This is a genomic window from Chryseobacterium mulctrae, from assembly GCF_006175945.1.
Taxonomy (GTDB): domain Bacteria; phylum Bacteroidota; class Bacteroidia; order Flavobacteriales; family Weeksellaceae; genus Chryseobacterium; species Chryseobacterium mulctrae.
The window spans coordinates 1,869,079-1,885,148 of the sequence record NZ_VAJL01000001.1 but is presented as its reverse complement, the minus strand read 5'-3'; the positions used below and the strand labels follow the sequence as shown (position 1 = coordinate 1,885,148).

Annotated in this window: 15 protein-coding genes; 2 read left to right on the top strand and 13 right to left on the bottom strand. The window is 32.2% G+C overall.

Features of this window, described 5'->3' with window-relative positions:
• The 13 genes from FDY99_RS08455 to FDY99_RS08395 form a co-directional block, all read right to left on the bottom strand.
• Complete coding sequence (locus FDY99_RS08455) at positions 1–1,032, bottom strand: hypothetical protein (RefSeq protein WP_139420679.1); 1,032 nt, start codon at positions 1,030–1,032, stop codon at positions 1–3.
• 6 nt (positions 1,033–1,038) lie between these two features.
• Complete coding sequence (locus FDY99_RS08450; RefSeq protein WP_139420677.1) at positions 1,039–2,166, bottom strand: glycosyltransferase family 4 protein; 1,128 nt, start codon at positions 2,164–2,166, stop codon at positions 1,039–1,041.
• Positions 2,167–2,782: 616 nt separating this feature from the next.
• On the bottom strand, positions 2,783–3,673 hold the full coding sequence (locus FDY99_RS08445; RefSeq protein WP_139420675.1) for a glycosyltransferase family 2 protein: 891 nt from the start codon (positions 3,671–3,673) through the stop codon (positions 2,783–2,785).
• Positions 3,670–4,593: a glycosyltransferase family 32 protein gene (locus FDY99_RS08440; protein ID WP_139420673.1), complete on the bottom strand. Its 924-nt coding sequence runs from the start codon at positions 4,591–4,593 to the stop codon at positions 3,670–3,672. The genes FDY99_RS08445 and FDY99_RS08440 overlap by 4 nt, the downstream gene beginning before the upstream one ends.
• A 10-nt stretch (positions 4,594–4,603) precedes the next feature.
• Positions 4,604–5,554, bottom strand: coding sequence for a glycosyltransferase family 2 protein (locus FDY99_RS08435; protein WP_139420670.1), 951 nt, complete (start codon positions 5,552–5,554; stop codon positions 4,604–4,606).
• The gene (locus tag FDY99_RS08430) at positions 5,554–6,405 is read right to left on the bottom strand and encodes a glycosyltransferase family 2 protein (protein ID WP_139420668.1); all 852 of its coding nucleotides are present in this window, start codon (positions 6,403–6,405) and stop codon (positions 5,554–5,556) included. The genes FDY99_RS08435 and FDY99_RS08430 overlap by 1 nt, the downstream gene beginning before the upstream one ends.
• 221 nt (positions 6,406–6,626) lie before the next feature.
• Positions 6,627–7,538: a glycosyltransferase family A protein gene (locus FDY99_RS08425; RefSeq protein ID WP_139420666.1), complete on the bottom strand. Its 912-nt coding sequence runs from the start codon at positions 7,536–7,538 to the stop codon at positions 6,627–6,629.
• Positions 7,531–8,316, bottom strand: a complete 786-nt coding sequence (locus FDY99_RS08420) for a class I SAM-dependent methyltransferase (protein WP_139420664.1) — start codon at positions 8,314–8,316, stop codon at positions 7,531–7,533. The genes FDY99_RS08425 and FDY99_RS08420 overlap by 8 nt, the downstream gene beginning before the upstream one ends.
• Positions 8,303–9,544 carry an ABC transporter ATP-binding protein gene (locus FDY99_RS08415; RefSeq protein ID WP_139420662.1) on the bottom strand — a complete coding sequence of 414 codons (1,242 nt, stop codon included), beginning with the start codon at positions 9,542–9,544 and terminating at the stop codon, positions 8,303–8,305. Before FDY99_RS08415 ends, FDY99_RS08420 begins: the two co-directional genes overlap by 14 nt.
• A gap of 68 nt (positions 9,545–9,612) precedes the next feature.
• The gene (locus FDY99_RS08410) at positions 9,613–10,470 is read right to left on the bottom strand and encodes an ABC transporter permease (RefSeq protein WP_139420660.1); all 858 of its coding nucleotides are present in this window, start codon (positions 10,468–10,470) and stop codon (positions 9,613–9,615) included.
• Between the two features lie 171 nt (positions 10,471–10,641).
• Positions 10,642–11,505 carry a glucose-1-phosphate thymidylyltransferase RfbA gene (gene rfbA / locus FDY99_RS08405; RefSeq protein WP_139420658.1) on the bottom strand — a complete coding sequence of 288 codons (864 nt, stop codon included), beginning with the start codon at positions 11,503–11,505 and terminating at the stop codon, positions 10,642–10,644.
• 11 nt (positions 11,506–11,516) lie between these two features.
• Positions 11,517–12,596 carry a dTDP-glucose 4,6-dehydratase gene (gene rfbB / locus FDY99_RS08400; RefSeq protein WP_139420656.1) on the bottom strand — a complete coding sequence of 360 codons (1,080 nt, stop codon included), beginning with the start codon at positions 12,594–12,596 and terminating at the stop codon, positions 11,517–11,519.
• Positions 12,597–12,675: 79 nt separating this feature from the next.
• A complete protein-coding gene (locus FDY99_RS08395) occupies positions 12,676–13,986 on the bottom strand; it encodes a UDP-glucose dehydrogenase family protein (protein WP_139420654.1) in 1,311 nt (436 codons plus the stop codon).
• Between the two features lie 294 nt (positions 13,987–14,280).
• On the opposite strand from FDY99_RS08395, the gene rimP reads away from it, so the two are divergent.
• Both rimP and nusA read left to right on the top strand, forming a co-directional pair.
• On the top strand, positions 14,281–14,748 hold the full coding sequence (rimP, locus tag FDY99_RS08390) for a ribosome assembly cofactor RimP (RefSeq protein WP_102980432.1): 468 nt from the start codon (positions 14,281–14,283) through the stop codon (positions 14,746–14,748).
• Positions 14,749–14,763: 15 nt separating this feature from the next.
• Entirely contained in the window at positions 14,764–15,999 is a 1,236-nt protein-coding gene (gene nusA, locus FDY99_RS08385; RefSeq protein WP_074230906.1) for a transcription termination factor NusA, read from the top strand.
• Positions 16,000–16,070 lie beyond the last annotated feature (71 nt).

Sequence of the window (16,070 nt, the reverse complement as noted above, 5' to 3'; positions counted from 1 at the left end):
CTATTGTGTGATTTTTGGTATTGGAATAGGAATATAATCTCCCATTTCAAAGATGTTTTTAATCCAATTTTCTAAGCTATACATTTTTACAATATCGTTAGGCATGGGATGATATGTTTTTTGCATAAATTCCTCTAATCCGTCAAAACTTTCATAATCTGTAATAAAAATATTATCAGGGTGATAAAAATTATAATTTTTCACCGAATGATTGTTGGTTATAATCTTTTTTTCAAGGTTTAAACCTTCAAAAAAACGGAAAGATAAGCCATTGTGTATTGGGGATTTTAAATCAATTATAGCTTTAGTGTTTTTAATACTAAGCAAATAATCTTTATAATCTATTGCTTGAGTTATAAATTTAATATTTTCATTGTCTGAGATTAAGTTTTTAGGAGCTTGAATATTTATTTCCTTATTATATTTTTGTGTACAATTTATAAAATTTGTGAGGTTAGTTATTCTCTCATCACTATGAGATCCGAGATAGTAAAAATCGTATTTCTCATCCTCTTCGCCCGATAAAATAGTATAATGATAATTGGTTATAAATTTAGCGCCTTCTATTTTAGCAAGATCAATATGATCAAATAAGAATATATTTTTTACATATTTCTGATTTTTTTTTAGGATTAATGCTCGTGAATTATATAGACCATCATATTCGTAAAGACTAATTTCTGAAGTAAGTTTCGTAAGATGCTTATAAAACTTTGAGGAAAAGCCATGTGGTCTAAATATTAAAGCGTAGTCTATCTTTGTTTTTTGTTTGATAATATTTTCAAGAAGATCTTCTGTATATTTTTGGTAAAATTTTTCTAGCAAAACATGATAATAATTGTTATTTTTAAAAAAGAATCTGTGAAAGATATTTTTTAATTTATCAAATCTTGAAACTTGAGAATAATCAAATGATTTCATTTTTTCTTTAAATAGAGGAATAGCATTATAATCTAAATTATTTAGTTCTTCTATTAATATTTTACTCATTTTTTCAAAAGGATCAACAATTAGAATTGATTTCTTTTCCATACTGAATCATAGATTTTTATTAATTATTTTTTCAAATTCTATTCCCCAAACTTTCCAATTCAATTCTTCTACATATTTTTTTCGTGAGGCAATCGACATTTTTTCTATAATACTTTTATCTCTTAATAGAGGTTCTATAATCTCTGCATAATCTTTTGCTGTTGCAATCTCAGAAAGCAGAATTCCTGTTCTTTTATTTTCGACATGAGCGGAAACTCCACCAGTATCAGTAGAAACTACAGGAAGCCCATATCCAGCAGCTTCACAGAATGCAATTGGCGTACAGTCTGCCTGTGTTGGTACAAAAAGAAAATGAGAATTAAGAAGATGATTTTGAATTTCTAGTAATTCGTCAGGGTTATTTTTGTTTAAAAAAGGAATAATATTTATCCATTCTTCTTCTAGATTAGGATCACATCCAATAATCTGCATTTTCACATTATACCCTTTTTCTCTTAAAATTTTAAGGACTTGATAGGCAAGATTTCCTCTCTTCCTAATCCAGTCTACGGCAAGAAACAAGAATGTGATTTCATGATGTAGATCTTTATTGAATTGCCATCTTTCCGGAACATTCAGATTGGCACCGAATTTTACTACTTTCACTTTTTTACGGTCAATTCCGTAATGCTCGACTGCATAGTTTGCTGCCCATTCCGATGAAAAAATATTTATTACAGCTTTCTGCAACATTTTTTTTTCAATGAGCATTGTTTCTTTTTTCGATAGCCATCCAAATCCTGAATAATATGGATAATAATTCAAGAGCTGGGCAATGTTGGCATCATTAAGGTAGATAATTGGAATGTGGGTTTTCACCAATGCAAAATCGTTGAGGTACGTTGGAACAAAAATCAGATCAAAATTTTTGTGTCTGAGAAAATTGGTTATTTTTTTTCCTAATTGAAAACAAGAATACAGATTTACCTTTGTATTATACCCTCGGCGGAAAGTACGGTAAAAAAGATCTTGAATGCGGCTCAGTTTTTTCGTTTCATTGTTATTGAGTTTTTGCTGAGGAATCCATTCTATTTCATGACCATTTAACAAAATCTGTTCATATATTTTGTACATAGTGCCTGACCAGTTTCTTTTATCATCTAAAGGCATGGAGCTATAAAAACCTATTTTCATTGATTATAGAATATCTTTGTTAAATATACTTTGTTTTTTATAAAATAATTTTCTTAAATGTTTAAGAAAGATTAATTTTTAAATGACTTTGCTTTCAATATTTTATTTCTAAATTGAATGATAGACCATTCAAAATATTTGTAATTAAGAGTGGAAAGAAATATTGTAACTCCCCAAAAAATCAAATATTTTATAAAGCTTTTGGTATATCTTCTATAATTCGATACAAAAAGCCCCAATCAATGTACCCATCAGCCCATACTTTATAACTGAATAATTTAACAGACACATAGAATATGAAATAATACTGATATGAGTAATTATTTTTTATGAGAAGGTCGTGTCAAAATAGTAGACAAATACTACGGCATCAAGGATCATTGAAAAACTACTAAATAAAATACATTTACCATTTCTGAGTTTATTGCAATTTGCTGAGTTATACTGTAGAGTAGACGATAAAAAAACTTTTGCTATGCAATAACATTACCATAATAATAGCAAATGCTCTCAAAAAATCTAATCCCCAGTTTTTTACCTATTTTTTCTAAAACTAATAGTTTTATATTCATCCATATTTGGGAGTTTGATAGTTTTTTAAATTAATCAACATCGTTTATTTTATTTTTTTAATCAAATAGATTTTCAAATTTCCTTTTTTCTTTAAAATCCATTTAAGGTGTTTTAATGCTAATATGAATTGTCCATTTTTCAGACATGCACTCAGTGCAATTCTACTGCGGGAAAAAATTTGCCAATTGGCAGATTCTCTGATTTTATTACCATAGTAATCCCCAATAATTTGATCTAATTGGTTGTGTCTCAAATCTCGCTTGTAATTAATTCCATGAGAAAGTCCTACTTCATGTCTGCGATAGGCAGTCATGGTTTCAGCCAGCCCTCTGATTTTACCGTTTAACGAATTCGCCATATACAAAATGGTGTCAAAGTATAATAAATCAGTTTTCACCAATGTTTTTTTTACAGCATCATTTTGCAGAGCTTCTGTTTTCATAAAAACGGAAGTAGTGTGTACCAGCCAATTATTATAAATTTCAAGTGTAGAATAATCACGATTCTCTATTTTTGAAAATGGAGTGTTGTTAATAATGGGATCTGGTGAAATATTAATAACATTATGAAAACACATAGAATAATCGGGATGAGCTTCCAGAAAATTATATTGAATCTGTAATTTGTTCTCATCAAACCAATAATCGTCGCCTTCGCAAAACGAAAGATATTTTCCGGTCACTTGTTTCAATGCGAAATAAAAATTAGGAGTCGATCCTAGGTTTTGGGGATGACTAAAATATTTAACCGTAATGTTTTGAGGCGCATTTAGAATAGTTTTTTGAATAACCTCATCAGTTTTGTCTGGTGAACAGTCGTCACAAATGATTAACTCAATTGGATGGTTGCCCTTTTGCGTATATACCCCACGAATTGCTTTTTCTATAAATTGCTCCTGTTTATAAGAAAGAATAATGACCGATATTTTTTTCATTTTCTCGTTGTTATTTTATTTAACAGGTTATTGAAGATATACTTGATATAATATAATTTATACTGTAATGAACTATATTTTTTTGAGGGATTCGGAGATAATTTATATAAAAGAGATTTTTTAGAAAGCAAGCCTTTATTAATAAAATCATCCATCATTTCTCTCCCTCTTCTTTCGAATTTTACCAGAGGTAAATTGTATTTCGCGTTTTCGTTAAGCAAGAATTCTTCAGCTAATTGATGAGGTTTTAATTTTAATTTAAAATTGTAATAGTGAGCATGATCATTAGCGGAGAACATCAATAATCTATATTTATGATTTGTTCTCATTGTTTTAATTGCAGAAATGTAGCAAATAAGATATTTTGCTAGATTTTCATCAATGCCTTGAATCCATTCTTGAGGTATATCTTTGTAGTATACTTCAGGATTATCTGATGTATAACAACTTAGGTATTCATAATACCAATCTTTTATAAAATGATTATTTTTTGAAGCAGCCAAAAACCAAGTTTCTAATATAGGAAAATCTAAATCGGTAGTTATAAAATCGGCGAAAAAACCAATCACGTCTGTTTTATAATCATTTTTGAAATTAAATACCCAGTCTAAATTGTTGGTAATCAAAATACTAGCATCAATCCAGATGCCGCCGTATTTTTCAAGTAAGGCAAGCCGGATGATGTCAGAATAATTAGCGAAAGGTAAGGCATCGTTTTTTTGCGGCACATTTTGTAGGAAAGATGATAAAGTGTCTTTATTAACAATGTTCACTTTATAATCCGGATGTAAAATTTGTATTTGTTGCAGACAGATATCAACGAGAGGCGAATCCTTAATCGGATCCCAATAGATCCAAATTATTTTAGGTATTTGATCTTTGTTTTCTGAACCTTGACCCCAAAGTATATTTGTATCCATTATATAAATATTAACTGTTAAAAAAATAATTAAATATTCTTCCCAGATATTTGTACTCTATTTTATTTTTAAGGTCTGTCTTTCTAATTATCTTCTTTGAAGAGGGAGATAAGTTTTGATGAAATAATTTTTCTGTTTTAGCAATTACACCTTCGTCAAAAGGAAATTTGCTGTACTTAAATCTTAGATAATGTTTTATAAGAGCATTTTGATATTGCCCATCAGTAATGTATCGCTTTTCTTTAAAGTGTTTCAAAACTTGAATTTCCTCGGTATAATTTAAGCCTTGCCTCTTACTTTTCATCGATACCTTAATGTCATGCTGTTGAAAATAATTAAGATATTTACCACAAACAGCGACATCACAATGCTGGCTGACTTCTGCCCAAAAAAACCAATCTCCAGCCAATCTGTATTTGGTATATTCATCAGAAACTTTAAGGTAAATTTCTTTTTTAAAAATTACTGCACTTGCATTTATAATTGTAGTAAAGGGAATCATTTTTTTTTGAATAAACTCTTTACTTTCTATCAGTTCTTCTATAAATGAAGTGGAATTTTGTGCAGATTGTATATTCTCATTTTTATTATAGAAAACTGACATGCAGTAAGCTAGGCCTACTTTTGAATTTTTGCCTGCCACATCTATTAGGTTTGCAAGAAAACTGTTTTCACACCAATCATCACTTTCAGCAATCCAGATCCATTCTCCCTTAGCCAATTCTATTCCTTTTTTCCATTGTTTGAAAGTTGAACCGGAATTTTCTTCGTTGTAGATTATATGAGAAACTTTTGGGTGATTTCTGTACTGTTCAATAATCTCTTTGCTATTATCAGGAGATAAGTCATCCAGGATAATGACTTCAAAATCCTGAAAGGTTTGCTGTAATACCGAATTTATACGCTGCTTAAGGTAAGATGCATGGTTGTAGTTCGGAATGATAACAGAGACAAACGACATTATTTAATTTTTAATTTTTCCAGCATGGTAACTATTTTATCTCCTAATTTATAACGTTTGCTTTCATAAGCTTTTTTATAAATGTTTTTTTCCTTTTCAAGAAGGCGAGTTTTATAAAGCAAATCAAAATAATCACCGATATATCTTTTGTAAGTTGCATAATGTTTACTTAAAACATATGACTGAACGTTATTAAAAGTACTACTTTCAAAATTTATTTTTTGATTTTTCGACTCTTTTTTGATGCGATAATAAAATAAAATTTTATCGAATTTGTATATTTTTATATCGGATAGATCTTGCGAAATATAACTTATCCAAAATTCCCAATCTTCTAAGCCATCTACCATCGTTTCGTCAAATAAAACATTCTGCTTCTTCCTAAAAATGGCCGAGCAAAATATAATGTTATGATATAACAAGGTCACAAAAGAGAACTCGTCTAATTTCCAAATATCATTTTTTTCGCCAAAATATTGAGCATTAGAGTAGATAATGTCATAATCTTCCCGGATTTTTTCATTTGCATATTTTAGATAGTCTTGATGTACTTTATCATCACCATCCAAAGGCAAAATCCATTCTCCTTTTGCGTTTTTGATACCATTATTTCGGGCTGCCGAAACTCCTTTGTTTTCTTGAAAGATGTATCTAAAACGATTATCCTTATCAAGCCAGTACTTTACAATTTCTTCGGTATTGTCTGGTGAACCATCATTCACGATGATACATTCCCATGTTTGATAAGTTTGATCCATAACAGACTGCAAACACTCATCAAGATATTGAGCCTGATTATAGCAGGGAACGATTATAGAAATTAATGGTTGAAACATACTGTGTTTTTTCATTAGCAAAGATATTAAAAATACTCTAGTAAGATATTTTGTCACTGCGTTTTAATCATTGTTGGCTGCATTGTCGGTTTATGTAAGTCCTGCTTTTTGTAAAGCTTGGGCTTAGTAAGTGCAATTTTTATTAACTGACAAATCGTAAATAACAAAAAAGCATGATACATCATATCTTAGAGATTGATTTAATATGTGCTATACAGCCGTCGCTGTGGTATTGATCAGCCATTACGCTTTTTGTGTGCGTTTACATAATGGATTTTTTTTATGGTTTTAGCGAAGTGAAAAAGTTTGAAATTTCTGAGATAATAGTATGAAACAGAATAGTTGGCACTCAATTTTTTAGAATAACAGTACTGTAAATATTTGGTCAAAACTTCATCTACGAAATCGATAGGAAAATGTGCGGAATATTTTGTTAAAAATGTTTCTCTGAACACATTATATGCATCAGATTTTTGCTGTTGCAGCCTTTCAGATCCGGAGATACTGTAATCAGAAATCCTTACATGTACAAAAGTATTTCTGTTGTAAAATATTTTACCCACTCCTGAGAATGCTAATATGGCAATATCATCACTACCCCATGCCAGCGGTATTTTTTCAAATCTGTATTTTTTATACATACTGGTTTGAAATAGGTTCTCAGAAAGACTGCTGCTTACTTTACCTCGGTATTTATTCTGAAAAAAATCTATCGCATTAAAGACTGATGTATTGTAATCGTTGATGTTGATGAGATTTCCTAAATCATCGATATGGTGATGCACAGTCTTTATTACGCTGATTGTATTTGCTTGTACATAGGGAAGTGATTTGTAGAATTCATCTACAAAATTTTCTGCTATAGTATCATCATCCCCCAATATCTGAAACCAATCTTCATGTACATTTTCTAAAATTCTTTCCCACTGCAATGCAAGATTTTCCCCACCTAAATTTTCTTTATAATGATAATAATGATATTTTTCAGGACTAAAATATAGATCAATAACAGGAAGAGGGTTTTCAGGAGCCGCATCATTTCCTATATACAGCACGAAGTCTTTATTGCTTTGGGCGGCAATACTTTTGATGGTTTCTTCAAAAAATTCTATCTTGTAATAGGGGATGACAATGGCGAGTTTAGACATTTCTTTTTCTTCTTAATATCAATGTTTGATATCCTTGATTGCACAGATTCATATCATATTGATTGGTAAATTTTTCTATAGGCTTACCTTGTATGTACATTATTTTTTCCTTCGAAATTTTATTAAGAAGACGGTTTTTGAGATTATATTCTTTTCTTTTACGTTCACCAACTATTTTGATTTCCTGAACAATAATATCAACGATTTCAAATTTTTCTTTAAATAAAGTGTGAAAATCATAAAAATTCCACTCAATAACATGAAATGGATTGTCTGGTTTTGTAGTTGTGATTTTTGTGATAGGTGTTGAGATAAGTAGAACTCCATCATCACTTAAATTTTCATAAAGATTATTGATGAAATCAAGATAATTGGGTATATGCTCAACCGTTTCAAAGCTTACAATAACATCAAATGGTTCTTTGTCTTTATATTTGGTGCCATCTTCTACAAAGCGACTAATACTTTCGTGTGCATATCTGTGATTGCCATATCGAATTGCATCTTCACTTAAATCAACTCCTACTACCGATTTTGCCTCTCCCTGAGTAGCTAATAAGTAAGTGCCGTAACCACAGCCGCTAGCAATATCTAAAACCTTTTTGCCTTTTGTATAATTGATCGCATAATCGTATCTGTTCAAATGCTCATCTTCGTATTTTTTTAGCATAAAACCATGTACCCATCTTTCAGCTTTCCCATAAACAAGTAAGTCGGAAAGATTTCTTAACTCAAAATTTGTACAGAATAATTCTTCTTCAATATTATTTTCTTTCATTAGTCCATTGTTGATTTATAGTGAAATATCCTTGGGAATAGTCTGGTTTTTCTAATTCGAAGTTATCTTTGACATTAACTGTAAGACCTTTGTCATAATAGTCGTGAGTTTGAGAATTATCACCTATATAGATTTCACAATTGTATTTTCCTGATTTTAAAGGAAATTTCATAATCTCACAACATATGATGTTTTCTCCAGCAGACAAATCAAAAGATTGCTGGAAATGCGCAGAGAAAGGAGTAAACAGTCTGTTTCCAAGATCGTCATTAAATCCAATTCCAATATTGATGTTTTTAATGTTTCTATTGGATTGTATGTGAAATTCTAATATGCCATCTTGAACAGTCTGCAAATTGCTCGTAGGATCATTTTTTTTATAAGATTTAAAATCTTTTAGAAAGATATCCTGGTCAAAGTTTGGTAAAATCTCTTCACTTCCTGCATTCGAATTATATAGGTTTACAATGGAATTAATGTCTGAATCTCCTTTTAAAAATCCATTTTCTAAAAGGATCCCTTTTTTGCAAAGTTTCAAAATACTATGTAGATTATGGCTTACGAACAAAATGGTCCTCCCTTCTCCCTTCGTTACATCGCCCATTTTTCCTAGACATTTTTTCTGAAATTCAGCATCACCCACTGCTAAAACCTCATCTACAATTAAAATTTCAGATTCTAAGTGCGCAGCAACAGCAAATGCCAAACGTACATACATTCCGGATGAATATCTTTTTACAGGGGTATCGATATATCTTTCAACACCCGAGAAATCAACAATCTCGTCAAATTTTCTCGTGATTTCCTTTTTAGTCATTCCTAAAATGGCACCGTTTAAGAAGATGTTTTCACGCCCTGTCATTTCAGGATGGAATCCTGTTCCTACTTCCAATAATGAAGCAATTCTTCCGTTGGTATGAATCTTCCCGGTGGTAGGTTTGGTCACTTTGCTGAGAATTTTCAGTAAAGTAGATTTCCCGGCACCATTTCGTCCGATAATTCCAACTGCATCACCTTGCTCAATCTCGAAGTTAATATCTCGAAGTGACCAGACGTAGTCGGATATCCCTTTGGACGAGCGGTCATTAGACTCACCAATTTTAAGATACGGATTCTCTTTTCCTCTTACTTTATGCCAAAACCGGTTGAGATCATGCGTTAAAGTTCCTGTACCCACTTGTCCAAGACGGTATTGTTTCGATATGTTTTCTGCCTTTAATGCAAGCATGTGTTTTAATTTAAAATTTTAAAAATAATCTGGCTCGGTGATCACTAATTATCTCATTATCTATTATATTACACGGTGTCAATAAAAGATTTCTCCGATTTATTGAAAACAATGATTCCAAATAACAATACAATAATGATAAAGAAGAAGCTGATTAATAATCTGGTCATGTTAAAGTCTCCGGATCCGATGAAGCCATATTTAAAGCATTCAAAAATAGGTGTAAGAGGGTTTAGGTCTGCCAAATAACCATAGTTTCCTAATTTTTGTTTCACCAAAGATGTTGGAAGAATCACAGGTGTGAACCACATGAGTAAACTAACTCCAAATCCTAATAATAAAGACAAATCTCTGTATTTGGTAGTCAGTGACGAAAATATCATCCCTAATCCTAGTGAAAATAAGGCAAGAAAGATAATCAATACAGGAAAGAAAAATGCCCATGAATTGGGTTGTACATCGCCTCTATAAATATAATATGCCAATACAGTCCAAAATAAGACCAATTGAATTCCTAGGCGCATAAAGCTTGAGATAATGGTAGAAATAGGAGTGACCAGTCTGGGGAAATATACTTTCCCGAAAATTCCTGCATTTCCGGTAAATACATTAGAGACACTTAGCATGGTTGTGCTAAAATATCCCCAAAGTGTATTTCCTGCTAAATAAAATAATATGGGTGGAATACCATCAGTAGGTAGATTTGCAATATTTCCAAAAACTAGTGTAAAGACAATAGTAGTCATGATAGGATTGATAAAAAACCAAAGAGGACCTAATATGGTTTGTTTGAAGGAAGAAATAAAATCTCTCTTTACAAACATGAATACCAAATCACGGTATTGCCATACTTCTTTTAAATTGAGTTGGAATAAAGAGTGATTAGACTCTATTGTATCTGTCCACTTTTGCTGTGGTTCATTCATTTGTGGGAATTTTTACAAATTTAAAATAATTAATTGATTTTCAATTCGCTGAATTTTGAAATATTGTTCATATTCTGGCAAAAGCATAGCTAATATATTAATAATTATTTCTTTAAACAAAAAAAGCTACTGATTTTAGACCAATAGCTTTTTGTATTTTAGATTGTTTTATTATTTATTCACGAGCTTTTTCAGATATTCTCCATATCCGCTTTTGCCATATTTGGTTGCGGTTTCTAAAAGCTTTTCTTCATTAATGAAACCGTTTCTGAAAGCAATTTCTTCAATACAGCCGATTTTGAAACCTTGTCTTTTTTCGATAACGCTTACAAATTCTGAAGCATCATTCAAAGAATCGAAAGTTCCGGTGTCTAACCATGCTGTTCCTCTGTCTAAAACAGCAACTTCCAGTTTTCCTTTGCTTAGATAAACATTGTTTACATCGGTAATTTCCAATTCTCCTCTTGAAGAAGGTTTAATGTTTTTGGCAATTTCTACAACTTCATTGTCATAAAAATATAATCCCGGAACGGCGTAATTCGATTTCGGTGTCAAAGGTTTTTCTTCGATGGAAACAGCTTTAAACTCGTCATCAAATTCTACGACACCATATCTTTCAGGATCTGAAACGTGATACGCGAAAACGACACCTCCTTCCGGATTCGTTTTGTTTTTTAATAAAGTCCCCATTTCTGAGCCGTAAAAAATATTATCTCCTAAAACTAAAGCTACAGAATCGTCACCAATGAATTTGTCTCCAAGAATAAAAGCCTGTGCAAGACCATCTGGACTTGGTTGTACAACATATTCAATATTACAGCCAATTTGTGATCCGTCACCTAAAAGCTTGATAAAACCAGCCTGATCATGAGGAGTTGTAATAATCAGAATATCTTTAATTCCTGCTAAGAGCAATGTGGAAAGAGGGTAATAGATCATCGGTTTGTCGTAAACAGGCATCAGTTGCTTGCTTACAGCGATGGTAAGAGGATAAAGTCTTGTTCCGGAACCTCCGGCTAAAATGATACCTTTCATCTTTTGTTTGATTAGTTATATTGCTTTTCGTAATATTTCTCATAATCTCCGCTGGTTACATTTTCCAGCCATTCTTTATTCTCTAAGAACCAGTCAATTGTTTTTCCTAATCCTTGTTCGAAGGTTACAGAAGGTTTCCAGCCTAGTTCAGAGTTCAATTTTGTTGCATCAATTGCATAACGTTTGTCGTGACCCGGTCTGTCTTTTACATAAGTAATTAATTTTTCTGAATGTCCTGCAGGATTTCCAAGCTTTTCATCCATTTGCTTAATTAATTCTTTTACCAAATCAATATTTTGCCATTCGTTGAAACCACCAATATTGTAAGTTTCTCCCGTTTTAGCCTCATTAAAAATCTGATGAATAGCTTTGGCGTGATCGATTACAAATAACCAGTCTCTTGTATATTTTCCGTCACCGTAAATTGGCAAAGGTTTTTCGTTAATAATATTCGAAATACAAAGCGGAATCAGTTTCTCAGGAAAATGATTTGGACCATAATTGTTTGAACAGTTTGAAACAATAAAAGGCATTCCGTAAGTGTTTCCGTAAGCTCTAACCAAATGGTCTGAAGCTGCTTTTGAAGCCGAATAAGGGGATTGCGGATCGTAAGAAGTCGTTTCTAAAAAAAATCCTGTTTCGCCTAAACTTCCGTACACTTCGTCTGTGGAAACGTGGTAAAAAAGATTGGTTCTTTTTTCGTTTGGAAATCTTCCGTGCGTATGATCCGGGTTTAAAGTCCAAAATTCTTTACAAAGATTCAAAAGATTGGCAGTTCCGTTAACGTTGGTATTAATAAATGCCATGGGATCTGTAATGCTTCTGTCTACATGACTTTCTGCAGCTAAATGAATCACCGCATCTGGATTATATTTTTCAAAAACCTTTCTTAGTTCTTCCGGTTTTGTGATATCTGCTTTTTCGAAAACATAATTAGGCTCATTTTCAATGTCCTTTAAGTTTTCAAGATTTCCGGCATAGGTTAGAGCATCCAAATTGATGATCGTAGAATCCGGATTGTTTTTTACAAATTCTCTTACAACATGTGAACCGATAAATCCGGCTCCGCCTGTAATGATAATGTTTTTCATATTGATAATATGCGTTTACCGTAAGTTTTTGGCTTTTGGTGTTTGTTTTTCTTTTTACTTGAGTCTTTTTCCTTGACTCTTATTGAATCGTTTTTCTTCCGATACTCTTATAATAGAAGCCATTTTGTTCGGGAACTTCTAACGGATACATATTTCTTCCGTCGAAAATAGCTTTATTATTCATCTTCTTCGCCATCATTTCAAAGTTCGGATTTTTGAATTCCGGCCATTCTGTAGCAATAAATAATGCATCTGCATTTTCTAAAGCATCATACATGGTTTTTGCGTAAGCTATTTTATCTCCTAATAATTTTCTTACGTTTTCTTCTGCAATAAGATCGTAAGCTACAATTTTAGCACCTTTTTGAAGAAGTAAATTAATGTTGTCTAGCGAAGAGGCTTCTCTGATGTCGTCTGTATTTGCTTTAAAAGCCAATCCCCACATTGCAATCGTTTTGCCTTCAATATTTCCACCGAAATATTTTTCAATTTCAGAAACCAAAATTACTTTTTGTGAAATATTGACGTTTTCTGTCGCTTCCAAAATCTGGAAATTAAAATTGTCGTCTTTTCCTGATTTAATTAAAGCTTTAACGTCTTTAGGAAAACAGCTTCCTCCATAACCGATTCCTGGAAACAGGAAACGGTGACCAATCCTGTCGTCGCTTCCCATTCCTAATCTTACTTTATCTACATCTGCGCCTACTTTTTCACAATAATTGGCGATTTCATTCATAAACGTAATTTTTACAGCTAAGAACGAGTTGGATGCATATTTTGTAAGTTCGGAAGACTTTTCATCCATAAAAATAATAGGAATTCCGGTATTGGTAAATGGCTGATAAATTTTCGCCATAATATCTTTGGCTTTTTCAGAGCTCGATCCTACAACAACTCTTGCAGGATTCATAGAATCTTCCACTGCAAAACCCTCACGTAAAAACTCAGGATTTGAAACGACATCAAAATCAATAGTAGTTTTTGCGGAAATAGTTTCTCTTACTTTATCGGCCGTTCCTACAGGAACGGTACTTTTGTTAACAACCACTTTATATTCGGTCATCAGTTCGCCTATATCATTGGCTACTTTCAAAACGTAAGATAAATCTGCCGAACCGTCTTCTCCGGGTGGAGTGGGAAGAGCAAGATAAACGACTTCACTTTTATCTAAAGCTTCTTTTAGGTTCGTTGTGAAAAATAATCTTTCAGATTGAATATTTCGGTGAAACATCTCTTCAAGATTAGGCTCGTAAATAGGAACGATACCGTTTTTCATTCCTTCTACTTTTTTTTCATCAATATCAACACAATAAACCGAATTGCCAAGTTCTGCAAGGGTAGTTCCTGTAACCAAACCTACATAGCCTGTTCCTACTATCGTTATATTCAAAATGTATGTTTTATAAAATTCCTGACAAAAATACTAAAAATTGTCTCATGGTCTTTTTTAAATAATGATAACTTATTAAAGATGACAGATTAAAAAAGAATTTGTAGCGAAAATTAATTTTTATGAGAGTAGAGTTATTGTAATTTTTTTTGATGAATTCTTATTCTGTTGATTATGAAGAGTATTTGTGTATTTTATAAAAATGTCATATATTTGCAGGAGATTTACGGAAAAAATGGAAAGGCTTCTAAGAGAAAGCCTTTTTTCGTACTGTTAAATCAGGATATATATTATATGGAGTTTAGAAAAAATATTGAAACATTATTAAATGATTTCCTTCAGACAAGAGAAGATCTGTTTCTTATTGATTTGAAGTTTTCCGCAGGAGATGATATTACAGTAATCTTAGATGGAGATCAAGGTGTTACTGTGCAGGATTGTCTGGATGCAAGCCGTGCAATAGAATTTAATATGGATCGTGAAGAGCACGATTTCAGTCTGCAGGTAATGTCTGCAGGATTAAGCGAGCCGCTTTCAATTCCGAGACAGTTTCGTAAAAACATCGGAAGAGAAATTGAAGTTTTGTTGACAGATTCTTCAGAAATAGAAGGTGAGCTTGCAGAAGTAGACGAAGAGAAAATTACTCTTGTACTGCGTTACCGCAAACCGAAAGAAGTAGGTAAAGGTAAAGTAGACGTAGAGGAGGAAAAAGAAATTCCTTACTCTGACATAAAAAAAGCTTTGGTAGTACTTAAATTTTAAAAGAAAAAAAGATAAATGGATAATATAGCGTTGATTGAATCCTTTGGTGATTTTAAAGACGAAAAGGGGATCAGTAAAATTGATCTGATGGCGATCATTGAAGATTCTCTAAAGACTTTGTTGAGAAAAAGATTTGATTCTGATGATCACTTTGATGTAATTGTAAACCCTGACAAAGGTGACTTTCAGATTTTCTTAAATAAAACCATCGTTGAAGACGAAATGTCTGAAGATGATGATTTGGAAATTGAAATCACTGAAGCTAAAAAAATAGATCCAACTTTTGAAGTTGGTGAAGATTTTACCATGGAAATTCCGGTAGCGCAGTTGGGAAGAAGAAATATTTTGACGCTGAAGCAGATTTTAGCAACAAAATTGCAGGAGCATAACAATGCGATGTTGTATGATCAGTTCAGAGACAGAATCGGAGAAATTGTAATCGGAGAAATTCACCATATTCGTCACAAACATGTGATCTTGTTGGATGATGAAGGGAACGAGTTTATCTTGCCTAAAGAAAACCAGATTCCATCAGATTTCTTCAAAAAAGGAGAAAACATCAGAGCAATTGTTGAAACGGTAGATTTTAAAGGTTCAAAACCACAAATTATCATTTCAAGAACAGCTCCTAAATTCTTGGAAAAATTATTGGAATTAGAAATTCCTGAAATCCAGGACGGAACAATCATTCTTAAAAAAGCAGTGAGAATTCCTGGTGAAAAAGCGAAAATAGCAGTGGATGCTTACGACGACAGAATCGATCCTGTAGGAGCTTGTGTCGGGGTGAAAGGTTCTAGAATTCACGGTGTCGTAAGAGAATTAAGAAACGAAAATATAGATGTAATTCAGTGGTCTAAAAACCCTGAGATTATGGTGAAGAGAGCTTTAGGAAATGTTACCATCAATAAAATTGACATCAACGAAGAGACAAATTATGCATTGGTTTATACTCCAATTGAAGAGATTTCTAAAGTTATCGGTAAGCAAGGACAAAATATCAGATTGGCTTCTTGGCTTTCTGGATACGAAATTGACGTGTTTAGAGAAGCAAGTGAAGATGATGATGTTGACTTGAGAGAATTCAATGACGATATCGAACAGTGGATTTTGGATGAGTTTAAGAAAGTAGGTCTTACAACTGCAAAATCTGTCTTAGATAAAGATACGACAAGTCTTTTAAACATGGTAGACTTAGAAGAGGAAACCATCGAAGACGTGAAACGTATATTGAAGGAGGAATTTGAAGATTAATATTTAGAAATAAATTTTAATAACAGTAAAAAAGAATACTTTAATTTTAAGAATTAAAAAAAACAGTAAAT